The following is a 25,028-nucleotide window of genomic DNA, read 5'->3' as shown; positions in this document are numbered from 1 at the left end:
AGCATTCATCATTATCTCCATTTTAACAATATTTACTAATTAGTAGTATTGAAAAGTTAGTTTAATGAACATCCATCAATTTGGTAATAATAACCACATAACATAAATGGAGGTATTCAAAGATGAATGAAAAGATTGATTATAATGGCTTGCCCAAGCACTCAAAGCCAATATGGAGAAGTGGACTAAATATTCCTACTTTTGAACCGTTTAATGATGACGAAGAGTTTGATGCGGTAATCGTTGGTGCTGGAATTACGGGAATTTCAACCGCATATTTTTTAACGCAAGCGGGTATGAAGGTGGCTTTACTAGAAGCGAATAAAATAATTAATGGAACAACTGGCCACACGACTGCAAAAGTAACAGCACAGCATGATTTAATTTACGATGAGCTAATTCAACATTTTGGATTAGAAAAGACAAAAATCTTTTATCATTCTACTAAAAATGCAATGGATTTTATTAAAAAATATACGAATGATAACCAAATAGAATGTAATTATGAGACCCAAGATGCAACGATTTATACGACTTCAGATGATTATGTAAGAAATCTAGAAAATGAATTGAAAGCTTATGAAAAGTTAGGAATTGACTCATTTGGAGCAGTAAAAACATTATTACCTTTTGATACAAAATATTCGATTACAATGAGGGATCAAGCTCAGTTTCACCCGCTAAAATACTTGATTCATTTATTAAAAGCTTCAATTGAAAACGGATTAAAGGTTTATGAAGAAACTGTAGTTATTGACGTTGAAACAGGTAACAGTCCAGTCGTAGTCACTCAAAGTGGAAGGAAAATTAAATGTAAGCATGTAGTTAGTGCATCCCATTTTCCTTTTTACGATGGTAATCAATTGTTTTTTACGAAATTACATGCTGATCGTTCATATGCCTTAGCTGCAAAAATAAAAACAGCATATCCAGGAGGTATGTACATAAGTGCGGAAAATCCGAAAAGGTCTCTAAGATCATTTAAATATAACAATGAAGAACTAGTACTAATTGGTGGAGAAAGTCATAAAACTGGTGTAGAAACTCGTACAATGAGTTTTTATGAAAATTTAAAACTTTTTGGCGAAGAAACCTTTGGAATAGAAGATGTATTATTCAGATGGTCTACCCAAGATTTAATCACTTTAGATAAAATGCCTTATATTGGTAGATTATCATCAAAACATGAAAACATTTACGTTGCCACTGGTTTCCGTAAATGGGGTATGACAAGTGGAACAGTCTCTGCCCAGTTAATAAGTAATTTAATTTTAGAAAAAGAAGCTGTTGATGCTGATGTGTTCACTCCTTCGAGATTTCAAGCAGACCCTAGTATTAAGCATTTCTTAATGCAAAACCTAGATGTAGCTAAACATTTAATTGAAGGAAAATTAGAACCTGTTTCTAGAAAAATAGAAGAGTTATACAATGATGAGGGCTCAGTTGTAACACTAGATGGGAAAAGAGTTGGAGCATATAAAGATGTAAATGGTAAAGTTCATTGTGTAGACACAACTTGTACACATTTAGGGTGTGAGGTCGAGTGGAATAATGGTGACAAATCATGGGATTGTCCTTGCCACGGCTCAAGATTTTCAATTTATGGTGACGTATTAGAAGGTCCAGCCGATCAACCTTTAAAACAAGTTTTTGTTCAATAAACATGAGGGATTTCTCAAAAATGTGAGAGATCCCTTAATTTGTAGACTAAGTTTAAAAAAATGATATCTGATTGTTTTCAAGCACTTTTCTTTCAAGGAGCGAAGTCATAATCATATTCCATCACATAACAATCTCTATACTCGCCTTCATGTAACTCATGTTTCGGAAGTAATCGAATTTTTTTAAATCCACATTTTTCATAGCATTTAATCGCGCGTCCATTCCATGTTTGTGGATCTACTACTACTTTTTTTGCGTTTTGATTATTAACTAAGTAATTCACCATCGATGAGACAAGGAAACTTCCAATTCCACGATTCCAAAAATCAATTTCACCAATAAATTGATCCATTCCGTAAATTACTTCACTTGTATTTTCATATCCATATTCAATTTTTGTTTCATTGTCTAATTTATAAAACTGTATATAGCCTATCTCAATATTTTCATAAACTACAATACACATTTTAATAGAGGGATCTTTAGTAAAATAAATACTTTTAACCTTTTCAGCGTTGAATGGATGATCCCGACCTTCATAATATTTAAGAACTTTAGGATTCGAAAGCCATTTGGCTAGAAGGGGAACATCACTTTCTTTTAATTGACGAATAGTAAGCTTATTTGATTGGAAGATCACGTACTAACCTCCTTACATTTTGAATTAAAGTTAAATAAATCATATCATCTGGGAGGCATTCACGATGAGTTTTAAATTCAGAATTTTTTAAAAATAAACAGCATAATGCTAAAATATAAATACTTATGATATTACTTTCATCTAATGAAAGGGGAAAAACGATGATTAAAAGTATATATGAAACTCATTTAGAAGTGAAAAATTTAGAAGAATCCATTATGTTTTACGAAAAACTAGGTATTAAGCTTGCTCATAAAATTGAAAAAAGAAGAGTAGCTTTCTTTTTTATCGGTGAGGACAAACAAATGCTCGGTCTATGGGAAGTAGAGAAAGGAAAGGAATTTCATCACAAAGGTCACTTCGCTTTTGGAGTAAGTCTACATGAACTAGAGAATAGTATTGAATGGCTAAAAGAGAGAGGGATAAAACCAACTGAAAACTTTTTTGGATTAAATCCAATTGAACCTGTAGTACATACTTGGATGCCAGCAGCGAGTGTTTATTTCCGAGATCCTGATGGAAATAGTTTAGAATTTATAACGCTACTTGATGGGGAACCTATAGAAACAAATGAAGTTCTCTATTTAAGTGAATGGAAAGTAAAATATTCATAATAACTCTTTTGATTTGTTTGAAAAAATGGTGTGAAATCATTTTATACAAACCTATCAGATTGAATCTAAAATAGTGTAAATAAGTTAATATAAAAATTTAAAAAATCACTTAATTTGGTGGTTTTTTATTTTTGCAATAGGTATTTAAACATAATTTGTCGAATATAGTATTTCGAAAGCAAAATAATATTTTATCAAATTTAACCATCAAAGCTTCTATTTCATTCAGAAATTAATTTTAAAATGAAAAGAGGTGGGAATTTGAGAAAGATTCGAGTTAAACCAAGTAAAGGGCAGTCATTTTTAGGTTTATTGATTGGCATTATTTTTATTGTCCTAGGTTTTACAATTGTAATACCAAAAGCTGGTTTGTTCGGGTTGTTATGGACCGCAATTGCGCTAATGATTGCGATAATCAATGGATACAACGTCTTTAGTGATCGTGGTGTATCCAATTATGAAGTTAATGTTGAAAAGTATATTACAAGAGAGAAAGAGGACTTTGAAGTGAAACTTAGTAAATTAAATAAATTAAAAAATGACGGGGTGATCACAGATAGTGAATTTCAGAAACAAAAAGAAAAAATTTTCAACCGAGATATGTAGATAAAATAAAAAGTGGTTGATCATCTGAAAGAAGGAAAAGAAATGGTAATAAAATTACTACTAGAAGTTATGCTACCTCTATTTTTTTATGTTATATTAGGCTATTTGTTTAATCGTCTGTTTAAACTTCACTTACGTACTTTAACAACCCTCTTAGTTTATTTATTTCTTCCAGTAGCAGTATTTATGAAAATATATGATAGTCCGTTATCTGGGAAAGTTGCAGGTGGTGTTTTATTTTACTTGGTTATTCAATTTGTCGCCATGTCTCTAATTTCAACAGTAATATGTAGGTGGAGAGGAATTGAAAAATCTATGCAAGGTACATTTGCTAATAGCATCGCATTAAATAATTCCGGAAATCTTGGATTGCCAGTAAATGCGTTAGTTTTTAAAAATGATCCTTTTGCATTGAGTATTGGAGTTTTAATCGTTTTGTTTCAAAATATAATGACATTTACTGTTGGGGTATATAATGCAGAGGCTTCAGTTCAAATGAAAGAAGCAATTATGAAAATGCTAAAGCTACCAATCATTTATAGTGTAGTACTTGGCTTTATTCTTCAAATATCTCATGTGAAATTAAATCATGAATTGGTTTCCATTTTAAATCCTATTACTGAATCATTTGCCCCATTTGCGTTAATTACACTTGGAGCTCAATTAGCTGAATCGGGGAAAGAAATTAGCTGGAACAATTTAGCGATTAGTAACTTCTTAAGATTGATTGGTGGTCCGATCATTGCATTTGCACTTATAAAAATTTTCGGCTTTGAAGGCGTAATTGCAAAAGCTCTCTTTATAGGTAGTGCCTTTCCAAGTTCAAGAAACAGTGCATTACTATCATTCAAAGGTCCGCATGCAAATTTTGCAGCACAAACTGTTATTACCTCAACTATATTAAGTAGTCTAACTTTACCAATTGTAATACAACTTGCTAGTACGTTCTTTTAATGTGTTTAAAAATTCATTCCTATACTTAGAAGTCCACCTTGGAAAAAAAGCATTTCATTTTTTAGTAAAAATAAATAGTTGGTTTCAGAACAATATTTAATCTGCAGCAATAAATTAATTTAGGGGTGATTAATAGAATGAAAAGACTTTTATTTATTGGACTTATAATTTTGAGCTTATTCTGTTTAACAAGCTGTCAGTCAAGTGACTACGGTAATGGCAAGAAAGATGATCAGTCATCACAAGTTGATAAGGGGAAAACCTCTGATAAGGGCAATACACCAGATACAGACAAAAATACTGATAAAGGAAATTCACCAGATAAAGGAACTAATAATCCGCCCAAAAAAAGTGATACTAAGCCACCATTTAAAGTATTTACACCAGTTGAAAACGATGCATTTAAAGTCACTTCAGTCGTAAATGACTCAACAGGTAAAAATGTGTTAATTGTTGAAGGGAAAGCTAGTGTTTTTGAAGCAACATTTCTTTATCGCATAGAAGATGGTCATAATGTATTAGCGGAAGGTCATACAATGGCTGATATGGGTGCTCCAGAATGGGGGAACTTTAAATTAGTAATTGATTATAATCAGCCAACTAGTCCAAATGGGGTACTTACACTTTATGTAGCAAGTGCAAAAGACGGCCAACCAGAAGATATACTAAATATTCCGATTCAGTTTCCTAATTATAAATAAGTAGGGAAGATTAGGAAAATTGATTTTAATAGCATGAATCAACTTGATTCGACTTACTTCATTGACAAATAATTTTTTTAGTATGAAAATGACTTTAGCAAATGCTAAAGCCATTTTTTTTTGAAATCTTAAGAAATTAACTTTAAAAATTACATAAATTAAGTGGTAATAAAAAAGTTTTTACCTAATCTTTTGGAAAGCATCAAACATATTCTTAAATAAATTTTAATCGTTTTTAAGTGAAATTATTAGAAAATGTACACAATAGGTAGTAATATCGAGGTTATTGAGTTAAAATATTAAAAAATTCTAATAAAACTCTAATTGAATTTTAAAATATTCGTAAAGCCATTTTCATCTTAAACAGATATCCTTATACAATACAAATAATAATTTTATAGATGTTATTATAAAAAAAATGAGGGATAAAATATATGAAAAAAATATTAATTATAGAAGATGAGAAAGAATTAGCAAATTTTATACGATTAGAATTAGAGTATGAAGGAAATGAAGTTCATATTTCAAATGATGGTAGAGACGGTTTAAACCTAGCGATCGACCAAGAATTTGACTTAATCTTGCTTGATTTAATGCTTCCTAATTTAAGTGGTATTGAAGTTTGTAGACGAATTAGAGCGCATAAAGACACACCAATTATTATGATTACAGCTAGAGATAGTGTTTTTGATCGAATTTCTGGTTTAGATAGTGGTGCAGATGATTATATTTCAAAACCATTTGTTATTGAAGAACTTTTAGCCCATATGCGAGCAATCTTTAGACGAATCGATCGTTCAACAAATTTACACTGCTTAAAGTTTAAAGATTTATCATTAGATTCTGCAGCTCGAGTTGTTAAAAAAGATGAAGCGATCATTGATTTAACTAAAAAAGAATTTGATTTATTGTATTTATTAATGAGCAATGTAAATCGTGTTTTAACTAGAGAAATTTTATTAGAAACTGTATGGGGCTATGGCTCTACAATTGAAACAAACGTAGTGGATGTTTATATTAGCTACTTAAGAACAAAACTAGATGATAAAAATAATACCTATATTCACACTGTAAGGGGTACTGGGTATGTAATGAGGATGTAGAGGTGAATCTAACCTTGTTAAATAAGCTTTCGATTAGATGGAAAATAACAATTACAATCGCTGTGCTTATGTTTTTCATATTTACATTATGTAATTTTATTCAATCTGCATTGATTCAAATGTCTGTAATGAAACAGCAGCAAAATCGAATTGAAAAAAGATTAAATGAAACGGCAGCTTATTTAGATGAAGAGTATAAAACTAAGAAACCAAATGCTAGTTCTTTAGTAGAAAATAAAGTGTATTTTGAAAAAATTATACAAAATAATGAAATGATCCGATTATTAGATAACGATGGAAAAGTAATTTTTACAGTTTCTAGAAAAATGCCTAAAATTCATATTAATAAAAATGCTTTTGGGAAAATTCAAAAATATAGATTAAACAATCAAGAAATTATCATTAAGAGTCAGTCATTACATTATAAGAATTTTGACGGTGTATTAGAAGTTGCAATGAATGTAGAAATCTTTTCGAAATTAATTAAAGAATCATTTATGATTCTTATTCTAGGAACTACCATTTCGTTAATCTTAAGTATTTTAAGCGGTTATTTCTTATCTAAAAAAATATTAAATCCTATTAAAAATTTAAACCAAACAATGATTAAAATAAAAAATAATCAATTAAAAGAGCGAGTTTTTGTAGGAGAAACAAAAGATGAGCTATCTGAACTCGGTCTACTCTTTAACAAAATGATGGATGAGTTAGAGGCTTCAATTACAAGACAAAAGCGATTTGTTGAAGATGCTTCTCATGAATTAAGAACACCTTTAGCAATCATTCATGGTCACTTATCACTAGTTAATCGCTGGGGGAAAAAAGACGAAACTGTTTTAGAAAACTCATTAAATACTTGTATTAATGAAACAAATAGAATGATTATTTTAACGAATGAGCTTCTGCAGTTAACGAAGCTAGAAAAAAATAGCGAAAAGATTGAACAGTTTGCTCCAACAAATATTAATGAAGTATTAAATGAGATCATAAGCAATTATCAGCTATTACATGAAGATTTGGAAATTCACTTCCATACTCCAAATCAAATTGTCGATAAAGCAAATATTGCAAGAGAACATTTAATGCAAATATTAATTATTCTGTTTGATAATGCAGTTAAATACAGTAAAGAACACACCATTATCGATATAACTACAGCTCAAGTTGCAAACAAGATCGAAATTAAAGTGAAAGACAACGGAATCGGTATAAAAGAAGAAGATATCAATCATATATTTGACCGATTTTATCGAGCTGATAAAGCGAGAAGTCGAGCTAACGGCGGTAATGGTTTAGGCTTATCAATAGCAAAAGACCTAATTGAAAACTATGGTGGCAATCTACAAATTACAAGTGAGAATGGAGAAGGCACAACTGCTTTCATCACATTAAACACAATTTAGATAAGATGGAGTATCTAAATTCCCCAAGAATTAAAATCACAAGATCTGTTACAGGATCTTGTGATTTTTTTCGTATTCACAAAGCATTCCCTATCCTCATCGTCTTCGTGTAAATCTCATCAATTTAATAGTTTAGTACGGTATTTTATGATAAAGTTTAATAAAAAGAAAATTCTTATAATTCGGAGGGAGATCAAAGATGAGCTTTGTTAGTATTGCTATAAATAATGCAATTATGATTGAAAGTTTACGTAGTGCTGGTGTAGAAAACATTCAGTTAATAAACGCTGTGAAAGAAGAGAATTTCGAGTTTTTAAAACAATATGGTAATGGTTTTCCTGACTGGGAAACATTAATAAATCTGTACAAAAGTAATGAAGAGAATTTTAATAAAATTGTTAATGATGGCTATCAAATCAAATTTCTAACTAAAGGCTCACTCATGACTTTATTAAGATATAAATTTGGCATTGAAGTTGAAAAAGATTATGAAGATATGGGGACTGCAATTCAAGGAATTTATTTATCTGAAGAAGCAATTAATCTAATTAAATATACTCTTGCAGCAAATTGGAATTTAAGTACATATGTTGATGAAAAAGATGGGCTGAAAAAAGTACGTATTGAGTTAGTAAAAGGTAGTGAAGCTGTAACAAAGTAAATTATATGGATTAATTAGAAGAGGGACAATTTATAGAAATTGTTCCTTTTTTTACTAACTATAAAAGGGAAATCAACTAACGGAAACAAAATTCAAAACTAAAAATCAATAAGGAGTAATGTAATGGGATTAAAAAAACTATTTTGGGAAGATCCTTATCTTACAAAAGCCACTTCAATTGTTACAGAAGTAGATGGCAGGAATGTTACTTTAAATGAAACCATTATTTATGCTTTTTCCGGTGGGCAACAATCAGACTCAGGGAGAATTGGTAATTACGAGGTAATTGAAGCTAAGAAGGACGGATTAGATATTATCTACACTTTACCAGAAAATCATGACCTTCAAAAAGGACAAGAAGTAGTGATTGAAATCGATTGGGAGAAACGATATCGAATTATGAAGCTACATTTTGCTGCAGAAATTATCTTAGAGCTGATGTATCAAAACTATCATAATCCTGAAAAAATTGGTGCGAATATTACTAGTGATAAAGCTAGAATTGATTTTTATTGGGATGGAAAAATCTCAGAAACATTCCCACTTATAGAGTCAAAAGCAAAAGAGTTGATTGATGCAGATTTGGAAATTTATAGTGAGTTTGAAGACCCCAAAAGTCAAAGAAGATATTGGGAAATTGAAGGCTTTGGTAAAGTTTCGTGCGGTGGGACACATATTAAACGAACAGGAGAAATTAAAGGAATAAAGTTAAAACGAAACAATATAGGTGGAGGGAAAGAACGGATAGAGATTTATTTAAATTGATTATATAAATATATTAATTGCAGATCTAGAAGAACGAAAAATGAATTTTAAGTTCGTACCATAAGAGTCTAAGGGAAAAAAATGGCTACCTTTCAAAAGAATGGTAGCCATATTCTATCTTCATTATTAAAAATTCTCTAAGTCAAAACCTACCTATTAGAAATCAAAATTATCAGGGTCTGGACCTACACGTTTATTTGCATCAAGAGTAGCAATTTGTTGCATATCATTTGAAGAAAGCCCGAAGTTGAATACTTCAAAGTTTTCTTGAATTCGTGAAGGTGTGATCGATTTAGGAATAACGATAACATTACGTTGTAAGTGCCAACGGATGATGACTTGGGCAGTTGTTTTACCGTATTGATCCGCAATCTCTTTTATAACAGGATTTGTTAAAGCTTCGCCACCTTGCATTAATGGGCTCCAAGCTTCTAATGCAATGCCGTTTTTATGGCAATATTCATGTAATTCATTTTGTTGAAACATTGGGTGCAATTCGACTTGATCGACCATTGGTTTAATATTGCGATGAGCTGCAATATCTTCCAAGTGATGGACATGAAAATTTGAAACACCAATTGCTGGCACAAGCTTTTCATCGTAAAGTCTTTCTAATGCTTTATATGTATCTAAATATTTTTCTTTTACTGGCCAGTGAATTAAATAAAGATCAACATAGTCCAAGCCTAATTTTTTAAGACTTTCTTCATGAGCTTTTAAAGTTGAATCATAGCCTTGATCAGCATTCCAAACTTTTGTTGTAATAAAAAGTTCATCACGGGAAACACCAGATTGGCGAATTGCTTCACCTACTTGCTCTTCGTTTTGATAGACAGCTGCAGTATCAATATGACGATAACCTACTTCGATAGCTGTTCGGACTGCATCTACACCATCTTCTGGTGACACACGCCACACACCTAAACCTAATTGAGGCATTTTAACTCCATTATGTAATGCAATAGAATGTTCAAAATTCATTTTAATTCCCTCCTGATTAAAGACTAAGTCTAGTGTACAATATAAACTTTAAAAATAAAAAAAAATGATAGAAATTAATGGGAATTTACAAATAATGCATTCGATTGGTTAATTGTCTGACAGTGTATTTACCAAACTAAAAAATAAAAATAAAACGGTATAAATGAAAACAAAATTTTAGAATAATACTATAAAAGAGTGCAAAATGGTTGTATATTTTGAGCTTTTCCTTCAATATAGGTATAGGAAAAATGCTCTTTATTTTTGTTTGGAGGGGAATTTATGTTAGATCAAATTTTAGATTTTAATAAGAAGTTTGTTGAGAATAAGGAATATGAGCAATACATAGCTTCAAAGTTTCCGAATAAAGAGGTTGTAGTTGTTACTTGTATGGATACACGTCTAGTTGAGCTTTTACCAAAGGCTCTTGATATTAGAAACGGTGACGTGAAAATGATTAAAACAGCTGGAGCAGTTATTGCCCATCCGTTTGGTTCAGTTATGAGAAGTATTCTAGTCTCAATCTATGAACTTGGAGCTAAAGAAGTTTTAGTAATCGGTCACCATGAGTGTGGAATGGGTAATACAAATCCTACACGTATGAAAGAAAAAATGGTTGAACGAGGAATTAAGGAAGAAAACCTAGAAATTTTAGGTTTTTCAGGTCTAGATTTAGACAAATGGTTAACTGGCTTTACAAATGTATACGACAGTGTTAACCACAGTGTTTCAATTATTAAAAACCACCCACTTGTTCCAAAAGAGGTTGAAATTCATGGTTTAGTAATTGACCCTCATACAGGAAAATTAGAAGTAGTTCATCGAGATGAAAAAACTGCTGAATAATGATTTATACAAAAAAAGTTATCCTTTAAGTAGGATAACTTTTTTTTGTTGTTGAAAAAGAAGATGGTAGCTAAATAGGAATTATGATGTTTATTTCAACTACAGGATGTTATGAAGAAGTAATATATGAATTCGGGCATATATAGTTCCTCATGACCCCGTTATCTTTACCAAGATTCAAATAGATCTCTACCATTTAATGGCTGAACGGGGCGGCTATTTGGTTCGAAATAATTTTGATAAGAATGGATTTGTTCTTCGGAAAATTGTATTGGTTTGTTAAATATAATCCATTTAATCCCTTCAGTACATGGAGGAGTTGTAAAAGAGCCAGTGTATGAAAATTTTTTACTAGTATACGGAATAAAGGACTGCAAATTTATTTTAACAACCTTTCCATCAAAATCCTCATCCATAAGATTTGTATTAAGAATTTTTTTGAATTCTTTATTTAATCTCCCACTATCAACAAGTATCCCGATGGTAATAATCGATTTATTTTTATTTTCATTTATAAAATGAATCTCCATATCACTTTGTTTCCCATTTATTGTATGCTCACTTGGAGTATGGAAATGAAATTGTAGTAATGTATAGTTTGTTCCATTTAAATTAATTGAGTTGGAGTGATTAACCGGAATGAATTTTACCGTGTACTGTGACCTTTCTATTTTAAAAAGATCATTATGATAGTTTATACCTAAAGGTAGTGATTTTTTTATTGCTTGATCAATATTAACTGGAGATTGCCGTTTCCCATTTGAACATAGGGCATATTTTTTATTGATCGAACTCCAATAATTAGGTCCAGTTTTACCTGTGTAAGACCAGTCTTCATTTCTTGCAGTTGCAACTGTTGATTTATTATGATGAACTTCATGCACGATCTGATTATTTGAACAGGCTGAAATCGTAAAACTGAATAGTATGATGAATAGAAAAAAATAGTTCATTATATACTTTCCTTCCTTGATATGTATGATAGGATACATTTTAGACAACGATGTTACGGAACAAACCTTTATTAAGGGGGAGAAGATGATGTCATTAGAAGAAGTTATGAAATCATTAGAGGAAATGGGAACTGAGCAAACGAAAAAAACTTTTTTGCGTCATGGTGCCAAAGAACCATTCTTTGGAGTTAAAATTGGTGATATGAAAAAGCTTGTTAAATATGTTAAAAAGGATCAGGAATTAGCGTTATCACTTTTTCATACAGGAAATTCAGATGCGATGTATTTAGCTGGTTTATCAATTAATCCAAAATTAATGACAAAAGAACAGCTTCAAAATTGGGCGAAAGAAGCTCACTGGTATATGATTGCTGAAAGTATTGTAGGTGCTGTTGCAGCAGAAAGCCAGTATGCAATCGAATTAGCTAGAGAATGGTTGAAGTCAGAGGATGAATTAATTGAAAATTGTGGATGGAGTACATATAGTCATTATTTATCAATTACACCAGATGAAGAGATAGATAAGGAAGAAATTCGTAAATTACTTCATTATATAGAAAATCATATACATACTTCAAAAAATAGAGTTCGTTATACAATGAATGGGTTTGTAATTTCAGTAGGTAGTTTTGTTCCAAGTCTTACGGTTGAGGCAATGATGGTTGGTCAAAAGATTGGTAAAGTCCACGTGGACGTAGGAGATACGGCTTGTAAGGTACCTCTAGCGACGGATTATATTGAAAAGGTCGAAGCTAGGGGGAAGCTTGGAGTAAAGAAAAAAACATGTATTTGTTAATTTGATAAGTCACCTATTTTAATAGGTGACTCAGACTGTTGACAAGCGCTTGCAATCAGTCTGAAAATCGGACTTTGTTTACACAATGGAAACGGGAGATACCATGATTATGAACTCAAATAGACTATATTTAAGAAAGATTAAAATGGACGACCTGAATCATTTAGACAAACTTCAATCTAATGCGAATGTAATGCGATACATAACAAATCGTCCTAAAACACTAGAAGAAACTGAAAATGAATTAAATAAGATTCTTCAAATGTATAAGGAGAAAAACGCTGATTTTGAAGTAATAGCTGTTTGTAAAAATGAGACTAATCAATTGATTGGAACATGCGCGATCATAAAAAATGAAGCGGATGAGTTTGAAATAGGCTATCGATTAGCTGAAGAAGAATGGGGAAAAGGTTTTGGTTCTGAAATTGCTAGTTTAATAGAAGATTATTGTTTTGGAATCAGAAAGTTAAATTTTATAGTAGCTACCGTTGAAGCAAAAAACATCTATTCAGTAAAGATCCTTGAGAAAAAGGGATTTAATTTAATTTTAGAATCCATTGATGATGAAAATAGTGAATTAACTAAATATTATCGTAAAGACCGTCATAATTATTAGAAACCATCAAATTATCTAAAAGGAGAATCTAATGGACGTTAATATCCATTTTGATGATTATCATTTTGTTTCTAGTATCATTATTACGCTAGTAAATTATATTACTCTTGGCATTTTACTATTTTGGATCTATAGAACAAATGATTTGAAACCAGAAGTATGGAAGGCTATTATTGCAATACTGATTGGTTTATTTGTCTTTAGTATTAATTTGAATTTTATTAATCAATATCGAATTGAAATACCCATTTTACCGCTTGGATTTTGGATTTTAATGTGGATTTGTAAACGTCATGATAATCAGGAACGTTGGGAAAAATATAGACGTTTTGCATGGGCTGGTTTTTTGATTAGGTTTTTCTTTCTATTTACAAGTTTAATGCAAATGTTGATTGATTCAGTTATTTATTCATAGTTAAAAGAATTTGTTTTCCACTCCGATAATTATTAAAATAAGATTAACGTGTATTTATTGGAGGAAATGGATGAAACGAAAAACAATTCATAATGTTCTTTCAGCTTTAACGATTTCCATTTTATTTACAGGATGCAGTAATCAACAAGCTGAGACAAATAATACGAAGAAACACGAAAATCATGCCGAACATATTCAGACAAGTGATATTAGAGAACAAACAATCAATCAAGAAACTTTGCCGAAGTTTTTAGGCGATAAAGAACAACAGATTCAACAGATTTATATGGTGGCAGCACAGCATGCTGAATTACTTAAAAATATTCCATGTTATTGTGGTTGTGGTGAAAGTGTAGGTCATAAAAGTAATTTAGATTGCTTTATTCATGAAGTAAAAGAAGATGGTTCAATCGTGTGGGATAGCCATGCAACTTCATGTGTCAACTGTATGGAAATTGCAGTTGAATCAGCGAAATTACAGCGAGAAGGAAAAACGCCTTTAGAAATTCGAAAAGTCATTGATAATAAATACAAAGAAGGATATGCCAAGCCGACAAATACACCAATGCCAAAAGAACAGGGATAAGGATATAGGACAAAATTAAAAGTCAGACAGTTACTGAGAAATTACGGTAACTGTCTGACTTTTTTATTTTTATTGTTTATTCCTGCACTAAAGCTCGATCAATCTTCGTAATTTCTTCAAATAATGCTTGATGATCTGTTTTATAAGGAGGAGTTGTTCCTAATTTTTTTCCAATTAAAAAGGTAAATATTACGGCTACTAAGCAAATTCCCCAAAAAAGATATCCGATTAGAGTCATTAAATTTTCTCCTTTTGTATGCATTACTAATCATTTCTTTATCATATGTAATATTCCTTTAAATTTTACAAATAATATTTTGACACATATGAACAATCACTCATATAATATACATATAGAAAACATATGAATGGTTGTTCATGTATTCATAGGAGGACAGTTTATGATTGAAGAAAAGAAGAAAGTTGACGAAGTTTGTGAAGAATCTTGTCCACAAACGGTTATGCATGAGGATATAATCCTTTCAGTAAAAGAAAGCATGTTAAATATTGAAACATTGACAGGAGTAGCAGAACTTTTTAAAGTTCTTGGAGATAAGACGAGAACGAGAATTTTACATGCACTTAGTCAATCTGAGATGTGTGTATGTGACCTAGCTTATTTATTAGAAATGACGCAATCATCTATATCACATCAGTTACGTGTATTAAAACAGGCGCATTTAGTAAAAAATCGTAAAGAAGGTAAAGTAGTTTATTATTCATTAGCAGATGATCATGTTACGCAAATTTTCAATCAAGCACTAGAACATATTTTAGAGGATTAATATAGGTTTTTCTTAAAGAGAGGAGTTGAGTTTGATGAGTAGGGGGCAAAGGCAAGTAAATAGTGAATTAAAATTAGAAGGTCTTGATTGCGCTAATTGTGCAATGAAAATTGAAAAAGGAGTTTCCACACTTGAAGGCGTTGATGCATGTTCGGTAAATTTTGCAACATTAACGATGACAATTACGACGAGCGAGGAACAAAAAGAATCAGTTATCGAGAGCGCTAAAGATAAGATCCGTGTATTAGAACCGCATATTAATCCTGTTTCAAAAATGGATTCAAAACTTGGGCAAGAGAAGCAACAGGGTATGAATGCTGAAACAAAAAAACTTATTGTTAAATTAGGAAGCGGTACTGCTTTATTAATTTTAGCTCAATTACTTAATGTACCTATGCTCTATCAATTGATTATTTTTATAGCTGCCTATTTAATAGCGGGTGCTGACGTTGTTTTAAAAGCTATTCGAAATATTTTTAGAGGGCAAGTATTTGATGAGAATTTTTTAATGGGAGTAGCTACTATTGGTGCATTTATTATTGGTGAGTATCCTGAAGCTGTTGCGGTAATGCTATTTTATCAGCTAGGTGAATTGTTCCAAAGTATTGCAGTAAATCGTTCACGGAATTCGATTTCGAAATTAATGGATATACGTCCTGATTATGCTAATTTAAAAAATGGTGACAAAACTGAACAAGTATCTCCTGAAAAGATTCAAATTGGTGAAATAATCATCGTTAAACCTGGGGAAAGGGTCCCGTTAGATGGAATTGTAAGAAGTGGATTTTCAAGTGTTGATACATCTGCATTAACAGGTGAGTCATTACCAAGAGAAATATTTGAGGGCGATGAAGTATTAAGTGGATTTATAAATGTTCAAGGTTTACTCGAAATTGAAGTCACGAAGGAATTTAATGAATCGACAGTATCAAAAATATTAGAACTTGTTCAAAATGCAACTAATAAAAAGGCTCCTACTGAAAATTTTATTACAAAATTTGCAAAGGTTTATACACCCATAGTTGTGATCACAGCAGCCATTATTACAATCATTCCACCGATTATTATTCCAGGTGAAACACTTTATGATTGGATATATCGAGCATTAATTTTCCTAGTTATTTCATGTCCTTGTGCTCTAGTTGTTTCAATTCCTTTAGGATTTTTTGGAGGAATCGGAGCAGCTTCGAAATCGGGAGTATTAGTAAAAGGAAGTAATTATTTAGAAGCATTAAATGATTTGAAATATATTGTGTTTGATAAAACTGGAACGTTGACGAAAGGGCAGTTCCAAGTAAGTTCGATTATGCCTACACGTGGTCATTCGAAAGAGGATTTATTGGAATTAGCGGCTTATGGAGAGTTTTATTCTACTCACCCAATCGCATTATCAATTCGTCAAAAGTATGGTAAAGATATTGTTGAAGCAAAGCTATCTAACTATACTGAAATTGCGGGACATGGAATTAGGGTTACGATTAATGGAGATGCTCTGTTAGTAGGGAATTCAAGACTAATGGAAAGTCATTCAATTTTATATGAACCAACTAGAGAAGTAGGCACAACAGTTTATTTAGCAAAAAATAATCATTTTATAGGATCAATTGTCATTGCAGATCAACTAAAAGATGATGCAAAAAAAGCGATACTTGAACTTAAAAAAGTTGGCATTAAAAAAACTGTCATGTTAACCGGTGATTCTAACTCAGTTGCGAAAAGTATTGGTAAAGAATTAGGTATAGATGATATTTATTCAGAGCTGCTTCCACATCAAAAAGTAGAAAAGCTTGAATTAATTGAAAAGATAAAATCATCGAAAGAAAAAATTGCATTTGTTGGCGACGGTATTAATGATGCACCAGTTTTAGCACAAGCAGATATAGGTATTGCAATGGGAGGAATTGGTTCCGATGCAGCAATCGAAGCTGCTGATGTTGTATTAATGTCAGATGAACCTTCAAAAATTGTAGATGCAATTAAAATCGCTAAACGTACAAGACAAATTGTATGGCAAAACATATTTTTTGCTTTAGCAGTGAAAGGATTTTTCTTATTACTAGGTGTAATCGGAATAGCTACAATGTGGGAAGCAGTCATTTCAGATGTTGGAGTTACTGTTTTGGCAGTATTGAATTCGATGAGAGTTCTTAGACATAAATAAATATAAAAACTCAGACTAAACGAAATTAGTCTGAGTCAGACTGTTGACAAACGCTCGTTTTCTTCGTTGCTTCGCCTGTCTGCGGTGCTCATTACCGTAAAAAGGTAACTCCGCTCCTCACCATGCTTCGCGCCTCGAAAGACAAGCGCTTGCAATCAGTCTGATAATCAGATTTTTAGAAATTTGTCTACACACTGACTCAGACTAAACGAAATTAGTCTGAGTTTTTTTCTTCTTATTTAAGCAGAGCGTTTTCTTTTTTTGATAAAAAGGAAGATAAAAACAACCAGTCCAATCGCTAATATTCCATAAATAATACTTGAATACAAATCCATATACTCAACAATCTTTTCCCAGGATGCACCGACCGATGCACCAACTAAAACTAAAATTGTATTCCATATTAATGAGCCTAAAGTTGTAAATAACAAAAAGATCCAAAAATTCATTCGTGCCATTCCAGCTGGTATAGAAATTAAACTACGTATTAATGGAATTAGTCTACAGAAAAAGACAGTCCAAACACCGTATTTTGAAAACCATTCGTCCGCTTTATGGACATCCTTTTTAGTTAAACGTAAAAAATGCCCCCAGCGTTCTACGATTTTTTCTAACGTTTTTATATCTAGTAAAGTACCAATCCAAAAAAGTATGATTGCTCCGATTATTGAACCTAAAGTGGAAAAGAAAATAACGCCTAATTTAGATAGTGAAGATTCTGTAGTCATAAACCCACCAAACGTTAAAATTACTTCGGAAGGAATTGGAGGAAATATGTTTTCTAATGCAATTAATAAAAAGATACCTAAATAGCCAAATGTATCCATTGTTTCAATAATCCAGTTTTGCATGAAAATACCTCAAGTTTGATTTTTTTTTAAGAAATAATTAGAAGTTTTTAATATTCCTTGTGAAAAAATATACTATGTAACTAGTAATTAGGCAAGTGATTGTAAAACTTGTTCCAAATAAACAACTAATAAAATGTAGATTTTATGTCTTTTGAGCAATGGATTATCATTTTAGGGGGATTTTTTTGAAAATCAAAGGATTTAGAACGGTTAATAGAGAATTTAAGTAGATTAATATAAAAGCAGAAATTAGATTTGGTTAAAATACTTCTCCTAAATCTAAAGAAATGTAATTAGCTAATTAGGAACAATGTCTTAGTAAAAAAAGGAGGATGGACATGTTTAAGGTTCAAATAAGTGAGGATTTATCAATCAATTTATTAACACCAAAATATGCAGTAACATTAGTAGAGGCACTGAAGGAAAATCAAAACTCCTTAAAAGAATGGTTGATTTGGGCTGAAAATATTCCATTAATTGAGGATTATCAAAAATCGATTATACCTATGTGGCTACAAAAATTTGCAGATAATAATGGTTTTGAAGCGGGTATTTTTTATAAAAATGAACTAGTAGGTATGTTAGGATTACATTATATAGACTGGTCGAATCAAACAACTGAAATCGGCTATTGGTTAAGTGAACATGTACAAGGTAAAGGAATAATGACTCGTGCTGTAGAAGGTTTAGTTTCATATTGCTATGATGAGCTTAATCTTAATCGAGTTGTGATTAGAGCAGCTGTTGAAAATGGGAAGAGTAGGGCAATTCCAGAACGTTTAAATTTTAAACAAGAAGGTGTCCAAAGAGAAGCACAGCAAATTAGAGAAAAGTATTATGATATAGCTGTTTATAGTATGTTGAAAAAAGAATGGAAAATTTAAAAGAATCAATTTGCGTTAGCTAAAAATGCTAACGCTTTTTTGTGGAGGAATAATGATGGAGGAAGAAAATAATGACTTATAATACAATCTTGTTCGATTTAGATGGTACATTGACGGATCCAAAGGTAGGGATTTTGAACTCGGTAAAGTATGCATTACAGAATATGAATAAAGCTATTCCATTAGAATCAGAGCTTTTAAAATTTATTGGACCCCCGATTCAGCGATCATTTTTTGAAGTTTGTCAATTTAGTGAAAAAGAATTAGTAAACGCAGTTCGTTTTTATCGCGAATACTTTTCACAGGGTGGTATGATTGAAAATAATGTATATGTTGGGATACGTGAACTTTTAAGGGAATTGAAAAAAGAGAAAAAAAGATTATATGTAGCAACTTCAAAACCTACTATTTTCGCAAGGGAGATATTGAGCCATTTCCAACTCGATGAGTTTTTTATTCAAATTGTTGGAAGTGAACTAGACGGCACAAGAATCGATAAAGGCGAGATAATTGAGTATATATTTGAAAAGAATAATGATCTTTCTAAGGGAGATTCGGTTATGGTTGGGGATCGATTTCACGATATAATTGGTGCAAAAACCGCTAAAATTGACTCGATTGGAGTAACTTACGGATATGGAAGTGAATTAGAATTAACTGATGCAGGAGCGAATGCAATTGTTAATAATGTAGATCAACTTAAAAAAATGTTATTAAATGAGAGAAAGATAATGGTCTAATTATGAAGGAGGAGTTTAATTGAAGAGAGGAAAAATACATTATGCTTGGATTATTTTAGTTGTTACTTTCTTATCTGTCATTATTGCTGCAGTAACAAATACGATGTCTGGAGTGATGATGATTCCTTTTGAAAAGGAATTCGGTTGGAGTAGAGCATCAATTTCTGGTGCGTTTGCGATTTGTATAACTCTTGTTGGATTCTCTGGTCCATTTATTGCTGGATTATATCAAAAGTTTAGTGTTAGAAAAGTATTGCTAATAGGTATGGGAACATTATTAACGGCTATTTTACTAACAACGATTATGTCGAAAATTTGGCATTTATTTATCATTTGGGGAATCATTATTGGATTAAGTGCAGGGGCATTTTTGACGGTTTTAAATGCTTATGTTGCAACAACATGGTTTGAAAAAAAGCGTGGTTTAGCACTAGGTCTTTTAACCTCTAGTTCAGCAGCCGGTCAACTTGTTTTCTTGCCGCTTATGGCATATATTGTTGAAAATTATTCATGGAGAAATGCCGTTTTAACCATATTTTCATTTGGTGTTTTCATTTATGTATTACTTTGGATTTTTATGAAGAATGATCCAGCAGATGTTGGGGTTTTACCTTTAGGGGCTGAAAAAAGTAATAAAAAGCAAGCGAACAATATTAATCCAGTGAAGGCAGCTTTTGATGGGTTAAAATTAGGTGCTAAATCGAAAGTTTTTTGGTTATTAGCGGGAAGTTTCTTCGTTTGTGGCTTTTCTACTAGTGGTTTGATCGGTACTCATTTTATCTCACTTTGTATCGATTATGGATATAAAGAGGTGACTGCTGCTAGTATTTTAGCATTCATGGGAATATTTAATATTATCGGAACGACTTTATCCGGCTATATTTCTGATCGTTTTGATAATCGTTGGTTGTTATTTTGGTATTATGGTTTAAGAGGCTTATCATTACTTATTCTACCTTTTGCTTTATCTACTAATTCAATTATTTATTTAAGTGCTTTTGCCATTTTCTATGGGATGGATTGGATTGCTACAGTTCCGCCAACTATTAAACTAGCGACGGATCATTTTGGTAAAGAGAAGGTAGGGGTAATCTATGGATGGATTTATACTGCTCATCAATTAGGTGCTGGAGCAGCAGCATATGGTGGAGGTTTAGTTTATTCTTGGTTAAATGCCTACCAATCAATCTTTATTGCAGCAGGTATCTTTTGTTTAGTCGCAACTTTATTTGTACTTAATATTAAAAAAAGAGCGGTATTAAATCAAAATCTTTCTGCTTAGAAGAAAATTAATAAAATAATAATTTAATAATTGAGGTAAAGTGATGACCTATCTTTATAAAATAACAAAAGATAAATATAAAATAATGCGCGAAAAAAATTGTTTTTGGGAAGGTAAGATTCGTAAAATTTGTGAGTTAGAAAAGATAGATTATGAGAAGCTTACTCGATTTTCGTACGGTGGAAATATTGTTTTTAGTATAGATGGTGAAATTGTAGTTAAATTATATCCTTCTTATGTGAATGGCGAGTTCGTAAAAGAGAAGCAGGTTCTTGAGTTTCTAAACAGGAGAACTCTATCCGTAGATGTTCCTAAATTAATTTCAACTGGTCAATTTGAAGGCTGGAGCTATTTAGTAATGAGTGAACTAAAAGGGACTCTTTTAATTGATGTCTTTGATGTACTGACTTTTGAGGAGAAAAAGCAAATCGCGTTTGATTTAGGAAAAATAATAAGAGAAATCCATGACGCAACGACCTCCACAAAACAGGATGATTATGATCATTGGAAGCATTTTATTACGAATCAATTAGAGCAAGTAGAGAATCATCATAAAAACAACGGAATGAATGATGAATTATTTACCCAATTAAAAAGCTATGTAGAAGATAAAACATTGCAAGGAAAAGAACAAATCGTGTTATTAACTGGAGAATACACACCATTTAATTTAATCATGAATAATGTTGATGGCATGTGGAGGTTTACTGGTCTAATTGATTTTGCTGATTGCTTTGTAGGAAACTCAAAATATGATTTACTTGGGCCAATAGCGTTTATGTTTTATCCTTTTGAAGGACTAAATAAAATTTTTCTAGAGAGCTATGGCTATACGAATAACGAATTAAACGAAAGCTTACAAAATGAATTAATGATCTATTTATTACTACATCGTTTTAGTAATATTCGTTTCTATCAAGAAAAGTCTGAAGTAGCTAAGAAAGCCACAACGTTAAAAGAATTAGAAAATATATTTTTTAATTTTAAGTAATTAACAATAAAAAGAGCATCGCGAATGGCTTGAAGTAGTCAATTTCGATGCTCTTTTTGTATTTAATTTAATGCAATTAAAAATGGATATAATTCAGCTGTCATTACATTCTTTTTAACAGCCGGATCATTTTGCATGAATTCCTTTGCATGCTGTAAGCTTTCTGTTTTTAAGATGACAATACCAAATTCAGCTTGTTCGGTTCTTCCTGCTAAAGATACTGTCTTTTCTTTATTTAAGTTTTGTAGATAATGAAAATGCTCTGATACAATATTTCGTTCTTCTTCCGTAGAATCTTGTAAAAAAGTTGTTCGAACTGGTTTTAAAACATAAATAAAGTTTTCCACTAAAAGCCACATCCTATCGATTATACTAATTATACTATAGCATGTAATCACTAATTGTAAGGGGGATCAATATGAAAGAAATCATTATAGAAAAACTAAAACAAATAGAAGCCGAACATGATGTAAAAATACTATTTGCAGTTGAGTCCGGTAGTAGAGCGTGGGGATTTCCATCTAAAGACAGTGATTATGATGTGCGTTTTGTTTATGTACATCGCAAAGATTGGTATTTAAGCATTGACCAAAAACGTGATGTAATTGAATATCCAATCAATGATTTACTCGACTTTAGTGGGTGGGACTTAAAAAAGGCACTTAATCTTTTTGCAAAATCAAACCCGGCCTTATTAGAATGGTTAAGGTCTCCAATTGTTTATCATGATGATTTAACGATTTCAGTAGAATTAAGAAAAATCGGTAATGAAATTCTTTCTAAAAAGGCGTGTATTTACCATTATCTCCATATGGCCAAAGGGAATTACCGTGATTATTTACAAGGGGAAGAAGTTAAGATTAAAAAGTATTTTTATGTTTTAAGACCAATTTTAGCATGTATATGGATCCAAAAATATAATGAAATTCCTCCAATTTTGTTTGAAGAACTTTTAGAGATGGAAGGGTTAGAAAAGGAATTTTTAGAAGAAGTAGACAAATTATTAATCCGAAAAAAACAAGGTGAAGAATTAGATTTAGAGCCTAGAAAAAAAGTATTAAATGATTTTATTGAAAATAAAATTCAGTTTTTTGAAGAGTTTGTTAAGTGGATTACTGAATCAAACAAGGTGAATATAGAGAGCTTAAACGAATTATTTCGAACTACAATTGAACATTCATGGGAAAAATAGAATAGACTACACACTTTTTGGGAAAAATTTCTTTGTATGTTAACAAAGAAATTGGAGTGTGAATGAAGTTGGCAAATTTAGAAAGTCTATTAAATCAACAACTTGCGAATTGGAATGTGTTATATGTAAAATTACATAACTATCATTGGTATGTAAAAGGACCGAATTTCTTTACTCTACATGAAAAATTTGAATTGTATTATGACGATGCAAAAGTAATGGTAGACGATTTAGGAGAACGTATTTTAACAATTGGTGCAAAACCAATTGCTACACTGCGTGAATACTTAGAAATGGCTACGATTAAAGAAGGTAATCATACGTTTTCTGCAGAAGAAATGGTATCTGATCTCATTAAAGACTATGAAAAAGTTGTACAAGAATCGCGTGATGTAATCTCAATTGCAGAAGAAAGTGATGATCAAGAAACAGCGGACTTATTTCTAGGTAAGATTGCTGAAATTGAAAAGATGCTTTGGATGTTAAAGTCATTTCTTGGTAAATGAATAAATATTAAAAAAGGTGGATTAACCTATCATTCCATATGATTGGTTAGTTCATCTTTTTTTATTTCACCCCTTTTATTCATCTTTTTTTCTAGTGTAAAACGAGTGTTTATAAGGGTTTTGGTGATGCGTTGAAATTTCTCATGAAAAATTACAAAAAAAAACTAAAAAACAGATTGTATAATTATTTATACTTGTGTATAATCATTCATTATATAAGAATCTGAACTTCTAAAAAAAGGGGATGGATTTATGAGTAAAGTATTGAAAGAAAACCATGTAAAGAAAAATGGTTATATTCAAAAGACAAAAGGGAATGTTACAAAAGGGAATTTTAGCTCTGTAAAATGGTCGGATTTTAAAGGGAAAAATTTTCTTTCGATCAGTGAGTTTTCATCAAGTGAATTATTATTCTTACTTGAAAAATCTTTAGAGATGAAAAATATGCAAAAGGCGGGAGAGGCACATCCTTATTTAAAAAATAAAGTGCTAGGGATGATTTTTGAAAAGAATTCTACTAGAACGAGACTTTCATTTGAAATTGCCATGATGCAATTAGGTGGTCATGCAATCTTTATGAGTAGTAAAGATTTACAACTTGGTAGAGGCGAAACTGTTCATGATACATCGAAAGTATTTTCTCGTTATGTAGATGGGGTCATGATTCGAGCAAATACTCATGAGATGTTGACCGAGTTTGCTGAGCACTCGTCAATTCCAGTTATTAATGGTTTAACAAATCTGCACCATCCTGCTCAAATCATGGCTGATTTCTTAACGATTCTTGAGCATAAAGGTAGATTAAAAGGTTTGAAGATTGCTTATGTAGGAGATGGAAATAATAACATCTGTCATTCTTTAATTGAAGGTGCAGCTAAGCTTGGTGTTTATTTAACAATTGCATGTCCCGTTGGGTATGAACCGAATAAAGTTGTACTTCAATCGATGAAGCATGTTGCAAAAACAACTGGAAGTGTTATTGAAGTAGTGAATAATCCTGTAGATGGTGTAAGTAGAGCTGATGTTGTGATAACGGATGTTTGGACCAGTATGGGGCAAGAGGAAGAGACTGAAATTCGCTTAAAAGATTTTAGCCCGTATCAAGTAAATGATCATTTATTAGAAAATGCAAAAGACGATTATTTATTCATGCACTGCTTACCTGCACATAGAGGGGAAGAAGTAACAGCTTCGGTAATTGATGGTAAGCATTCGGTAGTATTTGATGAAGCTGAAAATCGACTTCACGCTCAAAAAGCAATCTTAGTTGCATTAATGGGTAATTTATAATTCTAAAAATCTATTATATTTTTAAAAAATCTAATCGGGGGTAA

The 25,028-nt window shown here is 31.5% G+C and carries 29 protein-coding genes; 23 read left to right on the top strand and 6 right to left on the bottom strand.

The genetic code is table 11. The features are described from left to right. The first annotated feature begins 122 nt into the window (after window positions 1-122). Window positions 123-1,661 (top strand): FAD-dependent oxidoreductase, encoded by a 1,539-nt coding sequence (locus tag COI44_RS10255; protein ID WP_098427834.1) that lies wholly within the window; start codon window positions 123-125, stop codon window positions 1,659-1,661. A 92-nt stretch (window positions 1,662-1,753) separates the two neighbouring features. Here the strand turns inward: COI44_RS10255 and COI44_RS10250 are convergent, their stop codons facing one another. Next, on the bottom strand, window positions 1,754-2,302 hold the full coding sequence (locus tag COI44_RS10250; RefSeq protein ID WP_098427833.1) for a GNAT family N-acetyltransferase: 549 nt from the start codon (window positions 2,300-2,302) through the stop codon (window positions 1,754-1,756). A gap of 161 nt (window positions 2,303-2,463) precedes the next feature. Between COI44_RS10250 and COI44_RS10245 the strand changes: the two genes are divergently transcribed. The 8 genes from COI44_RS10245 (at window position 2,464) to COI44_RS10210 (ending at window position 9,109) form a co-directional block, all read left to right on the top strand. After that, entirely contained in the window at window positions 2,464-2,916 is a 453-nt protein-coding gene (locus COI44_RS10245) for a VOC family protein (protein WP_098427832.1), read from the top strand. A gap of 261 nt (window positions 2,917-3,177) precedes the next feature. Next, complete coding sequence (locus tag COI44_RS10240) at window positions 3,178-3,522, top strand: SHOCT domain-containing protein (protein ID WP_098427831.1); 345 nt, start codon at window positions 3,178-3,180, stop codon at window positions 3,520-3,522. 42 nt (window positions 3,523-3,564) lie between these two features. Beyond that, window positions 3,565-4,476 (top strand): AEC family transporter, encoded by a 912-nt coding sequence (locus COI44_RS10235; RefSeq protein ID WP_098427830.1) that lies wholly within the window; start codon window positions 3,565-3,567, stop codon window positions 4,474-4,476. 137 nt (window positions 4,477-4,613) lie between these two features. After that, a complete protein-coding gene (locus tag COI44_RS10230; RefSeq protein WP_098427829.1) occupies window positions 4,614-5,177 on the top strand; it encodes a Gmad2 immunoglobulin-like domain-containing protein in 564 nt (187 codons plus the stop codon). A gap of 434 nt (window positions 5,178-5,611) precedes the next feature. Then, entirely contained in the window at window positions 5,612-6,280 is a 669-nt protein-coding gene (locus COI44_RS10225; protein WP_056471929.1) for a response regulator transcription factor, read from the top strand. A 14-nt stretch (window positions 6,281-6,294) separates the two neighbouring features. After that, window positions 6,295-7,683 (top strand): HAMP domain-containing sensor histidine kinase, encoded by a 1,389-nt coding sequence (locus COI44_RS10220; protein ID WP_098427828.1) that lies wholly within the window; start codon window positions 6,295-6,297, stop codon window positions 7,681-7,683. 199 nt (window positions 7,684-7,882) lie between these two features. Next, window positions 7,883-8,344, top strand: a complete 462-nt coding sequence (locus COI44_RS10215; RefSeq protein ID WP_098427827.1) for a hypothetical protein — start codon at window positions 7,883-7,885, stop codon at window positions 8,342-8,344. 123 nt (window positions 8,345-8,467) lie between these two features. Continuing rightward, a complete protein-coding gene (locus COI44_RS10210) occupies window positions 8,468-9,109 on the top strand; it encodes an alanyl-tRNA editing protein (protein WP_098427826.1) in 642 nt (213 codons plus the stop codon). Window positions 9,110-9,265: 156 nt separating this feature from the next. On the opposite strand, the gene COI44_RS10205 is transcribed toward COI44_RS10210, so the two are convergent. Next, window positions 9,266-10,090 (bottom strand): aldo/keto reductase, encoded by an 825-nt coding sequence (locus tag COI44_RS10205; RefSeq protein ID WP_098427825.1) that lies wholly within the window; start codon window positions 10,088-10,090, stop codon window positions 9,266-9,268. Between the two features lie 282 nt (window positions 10,091-10,372). Here COI44_RS10205 and COI44_RS10200 point away from each other — a divergent pair, with 282 nt between their 5' ends. Next, complete coding sequence (locus tag COI44_RS10200; RefSeq protein ID WP_098427824.1) at window positions 10,373-10,936, top strand: beta-class carbonic anhydrase; 564 nt, start codon at window positions 10,373-10,375, stop codon at window positions 10,934-10,936. A 167-nt stretch (window positions 10,937-11,103) separates the two neighbouring features. On the opposite strand, the gene COI44_RS10195 is transcribed toward COI44_RS10200, so the two are convergent. Beyond that, entirely contained in the window at window positions 11,104-11,889 is a 786-nt protein-coding gene (locus tag COI44_RS10195) for a carbonic anhydrase (RefSeq protein ID WP_179887075.1), read from the bottom strand. 88 nt (window positions 11,890-11,977) lie between these two features. On the opposite strand from COI44_RS10195, the gene COI44_RS10190 reads away from it, so the two are divergent. From COI44_RS10190 to COI44_RS10175, 4 genes are all read left to right on the top strand, one after another. Continuing rightward, on the top strand, window positions 11,978-12,685 hold the full coding sequence (locus COI44_RS10190) for a DNA alkylation repair protein (protein ID WP_098427822.1): 708 nt from the start codon (window positions 11,978-11,980) through the stop codon (window positions 12,683-12,685). A 109-nt stretch (window positions 12,686-12,794) separates the two neighbouring features. Next, window positions 12,795-13,301: a GNAT family N-acetyltransferase gene (locus tag COI44_RS10185; protein WP_179887074.1), complete on the top strand. Its 507-nt coding sequence runs from the start codon at window positions 12,795-12,797 to the stop codon at window positions 13,299-13,301. A gap of 31 nt (window positions 13,302-13,332) precedes the next feature. Further along, entirely contained in the window at window positions 13,333-13,716 is a 384-nt protein-coding gene (locus COI44_RS10180; RefSeq protein WP_098427820.1) for a hypothetical protein, read from the top strand. Between the two features lie 70 nt (window positions 13,717-13,786). Next, window positions 13,787-14,302 (top strand): PCYCGC motif-containing (lipo)protein, encoded by a 516-nt coding sequence (locus COI44_RS10175; protein WP_098427819.1) that lies wholly within the window; start codon window positions 13,787-13,789, stop codon window positions 14,300-14,302. 76 nt (window positions 14,303-14,378) lie between these two features. Here COI44_RS10175 and COI44_RS24110 read toward each other — a convergent pair whose 3' ends face one another. Beyond that, window positions 14,379-14,540, bottom strand: a complete 162-nt coding sequence (locus COI44_RS24110; RefSeq protein ID WP_179887073.1) for a hypothetical protein — start codon at window positions 14,538-14,540, stop codon at window positions 14,379-14,381. A 163-nt stretch (window positions 14,541-14,703) separates the two neighbouring features. On the opposite strand from COI44_RS24110, the gene COI44_RS10170 reads away from it, so the two are divergent. Both COI44_RS10170 and COI44_RS10165 read left to right on the top strand, forming a co-directional pair. After that, complete coding sequence (locus COI44_RS10170) at window positions 14,704-15,087, top strand: ArsR/SmtB family transcription factor (RefSeq protein WP_098427818.1); 384 nt, start codon at window positions 14,704-14,706, stop codon at window positions 15,085-15,087. 34 nt (window positions 15,088-15,121) lie between these two features. Continuing rightward, complete coding sequence (locus COI44_RS10165) at window positions 15,122-17,248, top strand: heavy metal translocating P-type ATPase (RefSeq protein WP_098427817.1); 2,127 nt, start codon at window positions 15,122-15,124, stop codon at window positions 17,246-17,248. A gap of 239 nt (window positions 17,249-17,487) precedes the next feature. Here the strand turns inward: COI44_RS10165 and COI44_RS10160 are convergent, their stop codons facing one another. Beyond that, window positions 17,488-18,099 carry a DedA family protein gene (locus tag COI44_RS10160; protein WP_098427816.1) on the bottom strand — a complete coding sequence of 204 codons (612 nt, stop codon included), beginning with the start codon at window positions 18,097-18,099 and terminating at the stop codon, window positions 17,488-17,490. A 338-nt stretch (window positions 18,100-18,437) separates the two neighbouring features. Between COI44_RS10160 and COI44_RS10155 the strand changes: the two genes are divergently transcribed. The 4 genes from COI44_RS10155 to COI44_RS10140 all read left to right on the top strand — a co-directional run bounded on the left by COI44_RS10155 (window position 18,438) and on the right by COI44_RS10140 (window position 21,996). Next, window positions 18,438-18,983: a GNAT family N-acetyltransferase gene (locus COI44_RS10155; protein WP_098427815.1), complete on the top strand. Its 546-nt coding sequence runs from the start codon at window positions 18,438-18,440 to the stop codon at window positions 18,981-18,983. Window positions 18,984-19,054: 71 nt separating this feature from the next. Further along, complete coding sequence (locus COI44_RS10150; RefSeq protein ID WP_098427814.1) at window positions 19,055-19,723, top strand: HAD family hydrolase; 669 nt, start codon at window positions 19,055-19,057, stop codon at window positions 19,721-19,723. A 19-nt stretch (window positions 19,724-19,742) separates the two neighbouring features. After that, window positions 19,743-21,005 (top strand): MFS transporter, encoded by a 1,263-nt coding sequence (locus COI44_RS10145; protein WP_098427813.1) that lies wholly within the window; start codon window positions 19,743-19,745, stop codon window positions 21,003-21,005. Between the two features lie 43 nt (window positions 21,006-21,048). Continuing rightward, window positions 21,049-21,996, top strand: coding sequence for an aminoglycoside phosphotransferase family protein (locus tag COI44_RS10140; protein WP_098427812.1), 948 nt, complete (start codon window positions 21,049-21,051; stop codon window positions 21,994-21,996). Window positions 21,997-22,058: 62 nt separating this feature from the next. On the opposite strand, the gene COI44_RS10135 is transcribed toward COI44_RS10140, so the two are convergent. Beyond that, window positions 22,059-22,343, bottom strand: coding sequence for a YciI family protein (locus COI44_RS10135; RefSeq protein ID WP_179887072.1), 285 nt, complete (start codon window positions 22,341-22,343; stop codon window positions 22,059-22,061). Window positions 22,344-22,414: 71 nt separating this feature from the next. On the opposite strand from COI44_RS10135, the gene COI44_RS10130 reads away from it, so the two are divergent. The 3 genes from COI44_RS10130 (at window position 22,415) to argF (ending at window position 24,984) form a co-directional block, all read left to right on the top strand. Continuing rightward, window positions 22,415-23,188, top strand: a complete 774-nt coding sequence (locus tag COI44_RS10130) for a nucleotidyltransferase domain-containing protein (protein ID WP_098427810.1) — start codon at window positions 22,415-22,417, stop codon at window positions 23,186-23,188. A gap of 62 nt (window positions 23,189-23,250) precedes the next feature. Then, a complete protein-coding gene (locus COI44_RS10125; RefSeq protein ID WP_098427809.1) occupies window positions 23,251-23,694 on the top strand; it encodes a Dps family protein in 444 nt (147 codons plus the stop codon). Window positions 23,695-23,946: 252 nt separating this feature from the next. Then, on the top strand, window positions 23,947-24,984 hold the full coding sequence (gene argF / locus COI44_RS10120; RefSeq protein WP_098427808.1) for an ornithine carbamoyltransferase: 1,038 nt from the start codon (window positions 23,947-23,949) through the stop codon (window positions 24,982-24,984). The last annotated feature ends 44 nt before the right edge of the window (window positions 24,985-25,028 follow it).

It is taken from the genome of Bacillus sp. AFS088145 (assembly GCF_002564465.1).
In the GTDB taxonomy this organism is placed as follows: Bacteria; Bacillota; Bacilli; order Bacillales; family Bacillaceae_G; genus Gottfriedia.
This window is presented reverse-complemented; position numbering and strand designations above follow the sequence as displayed.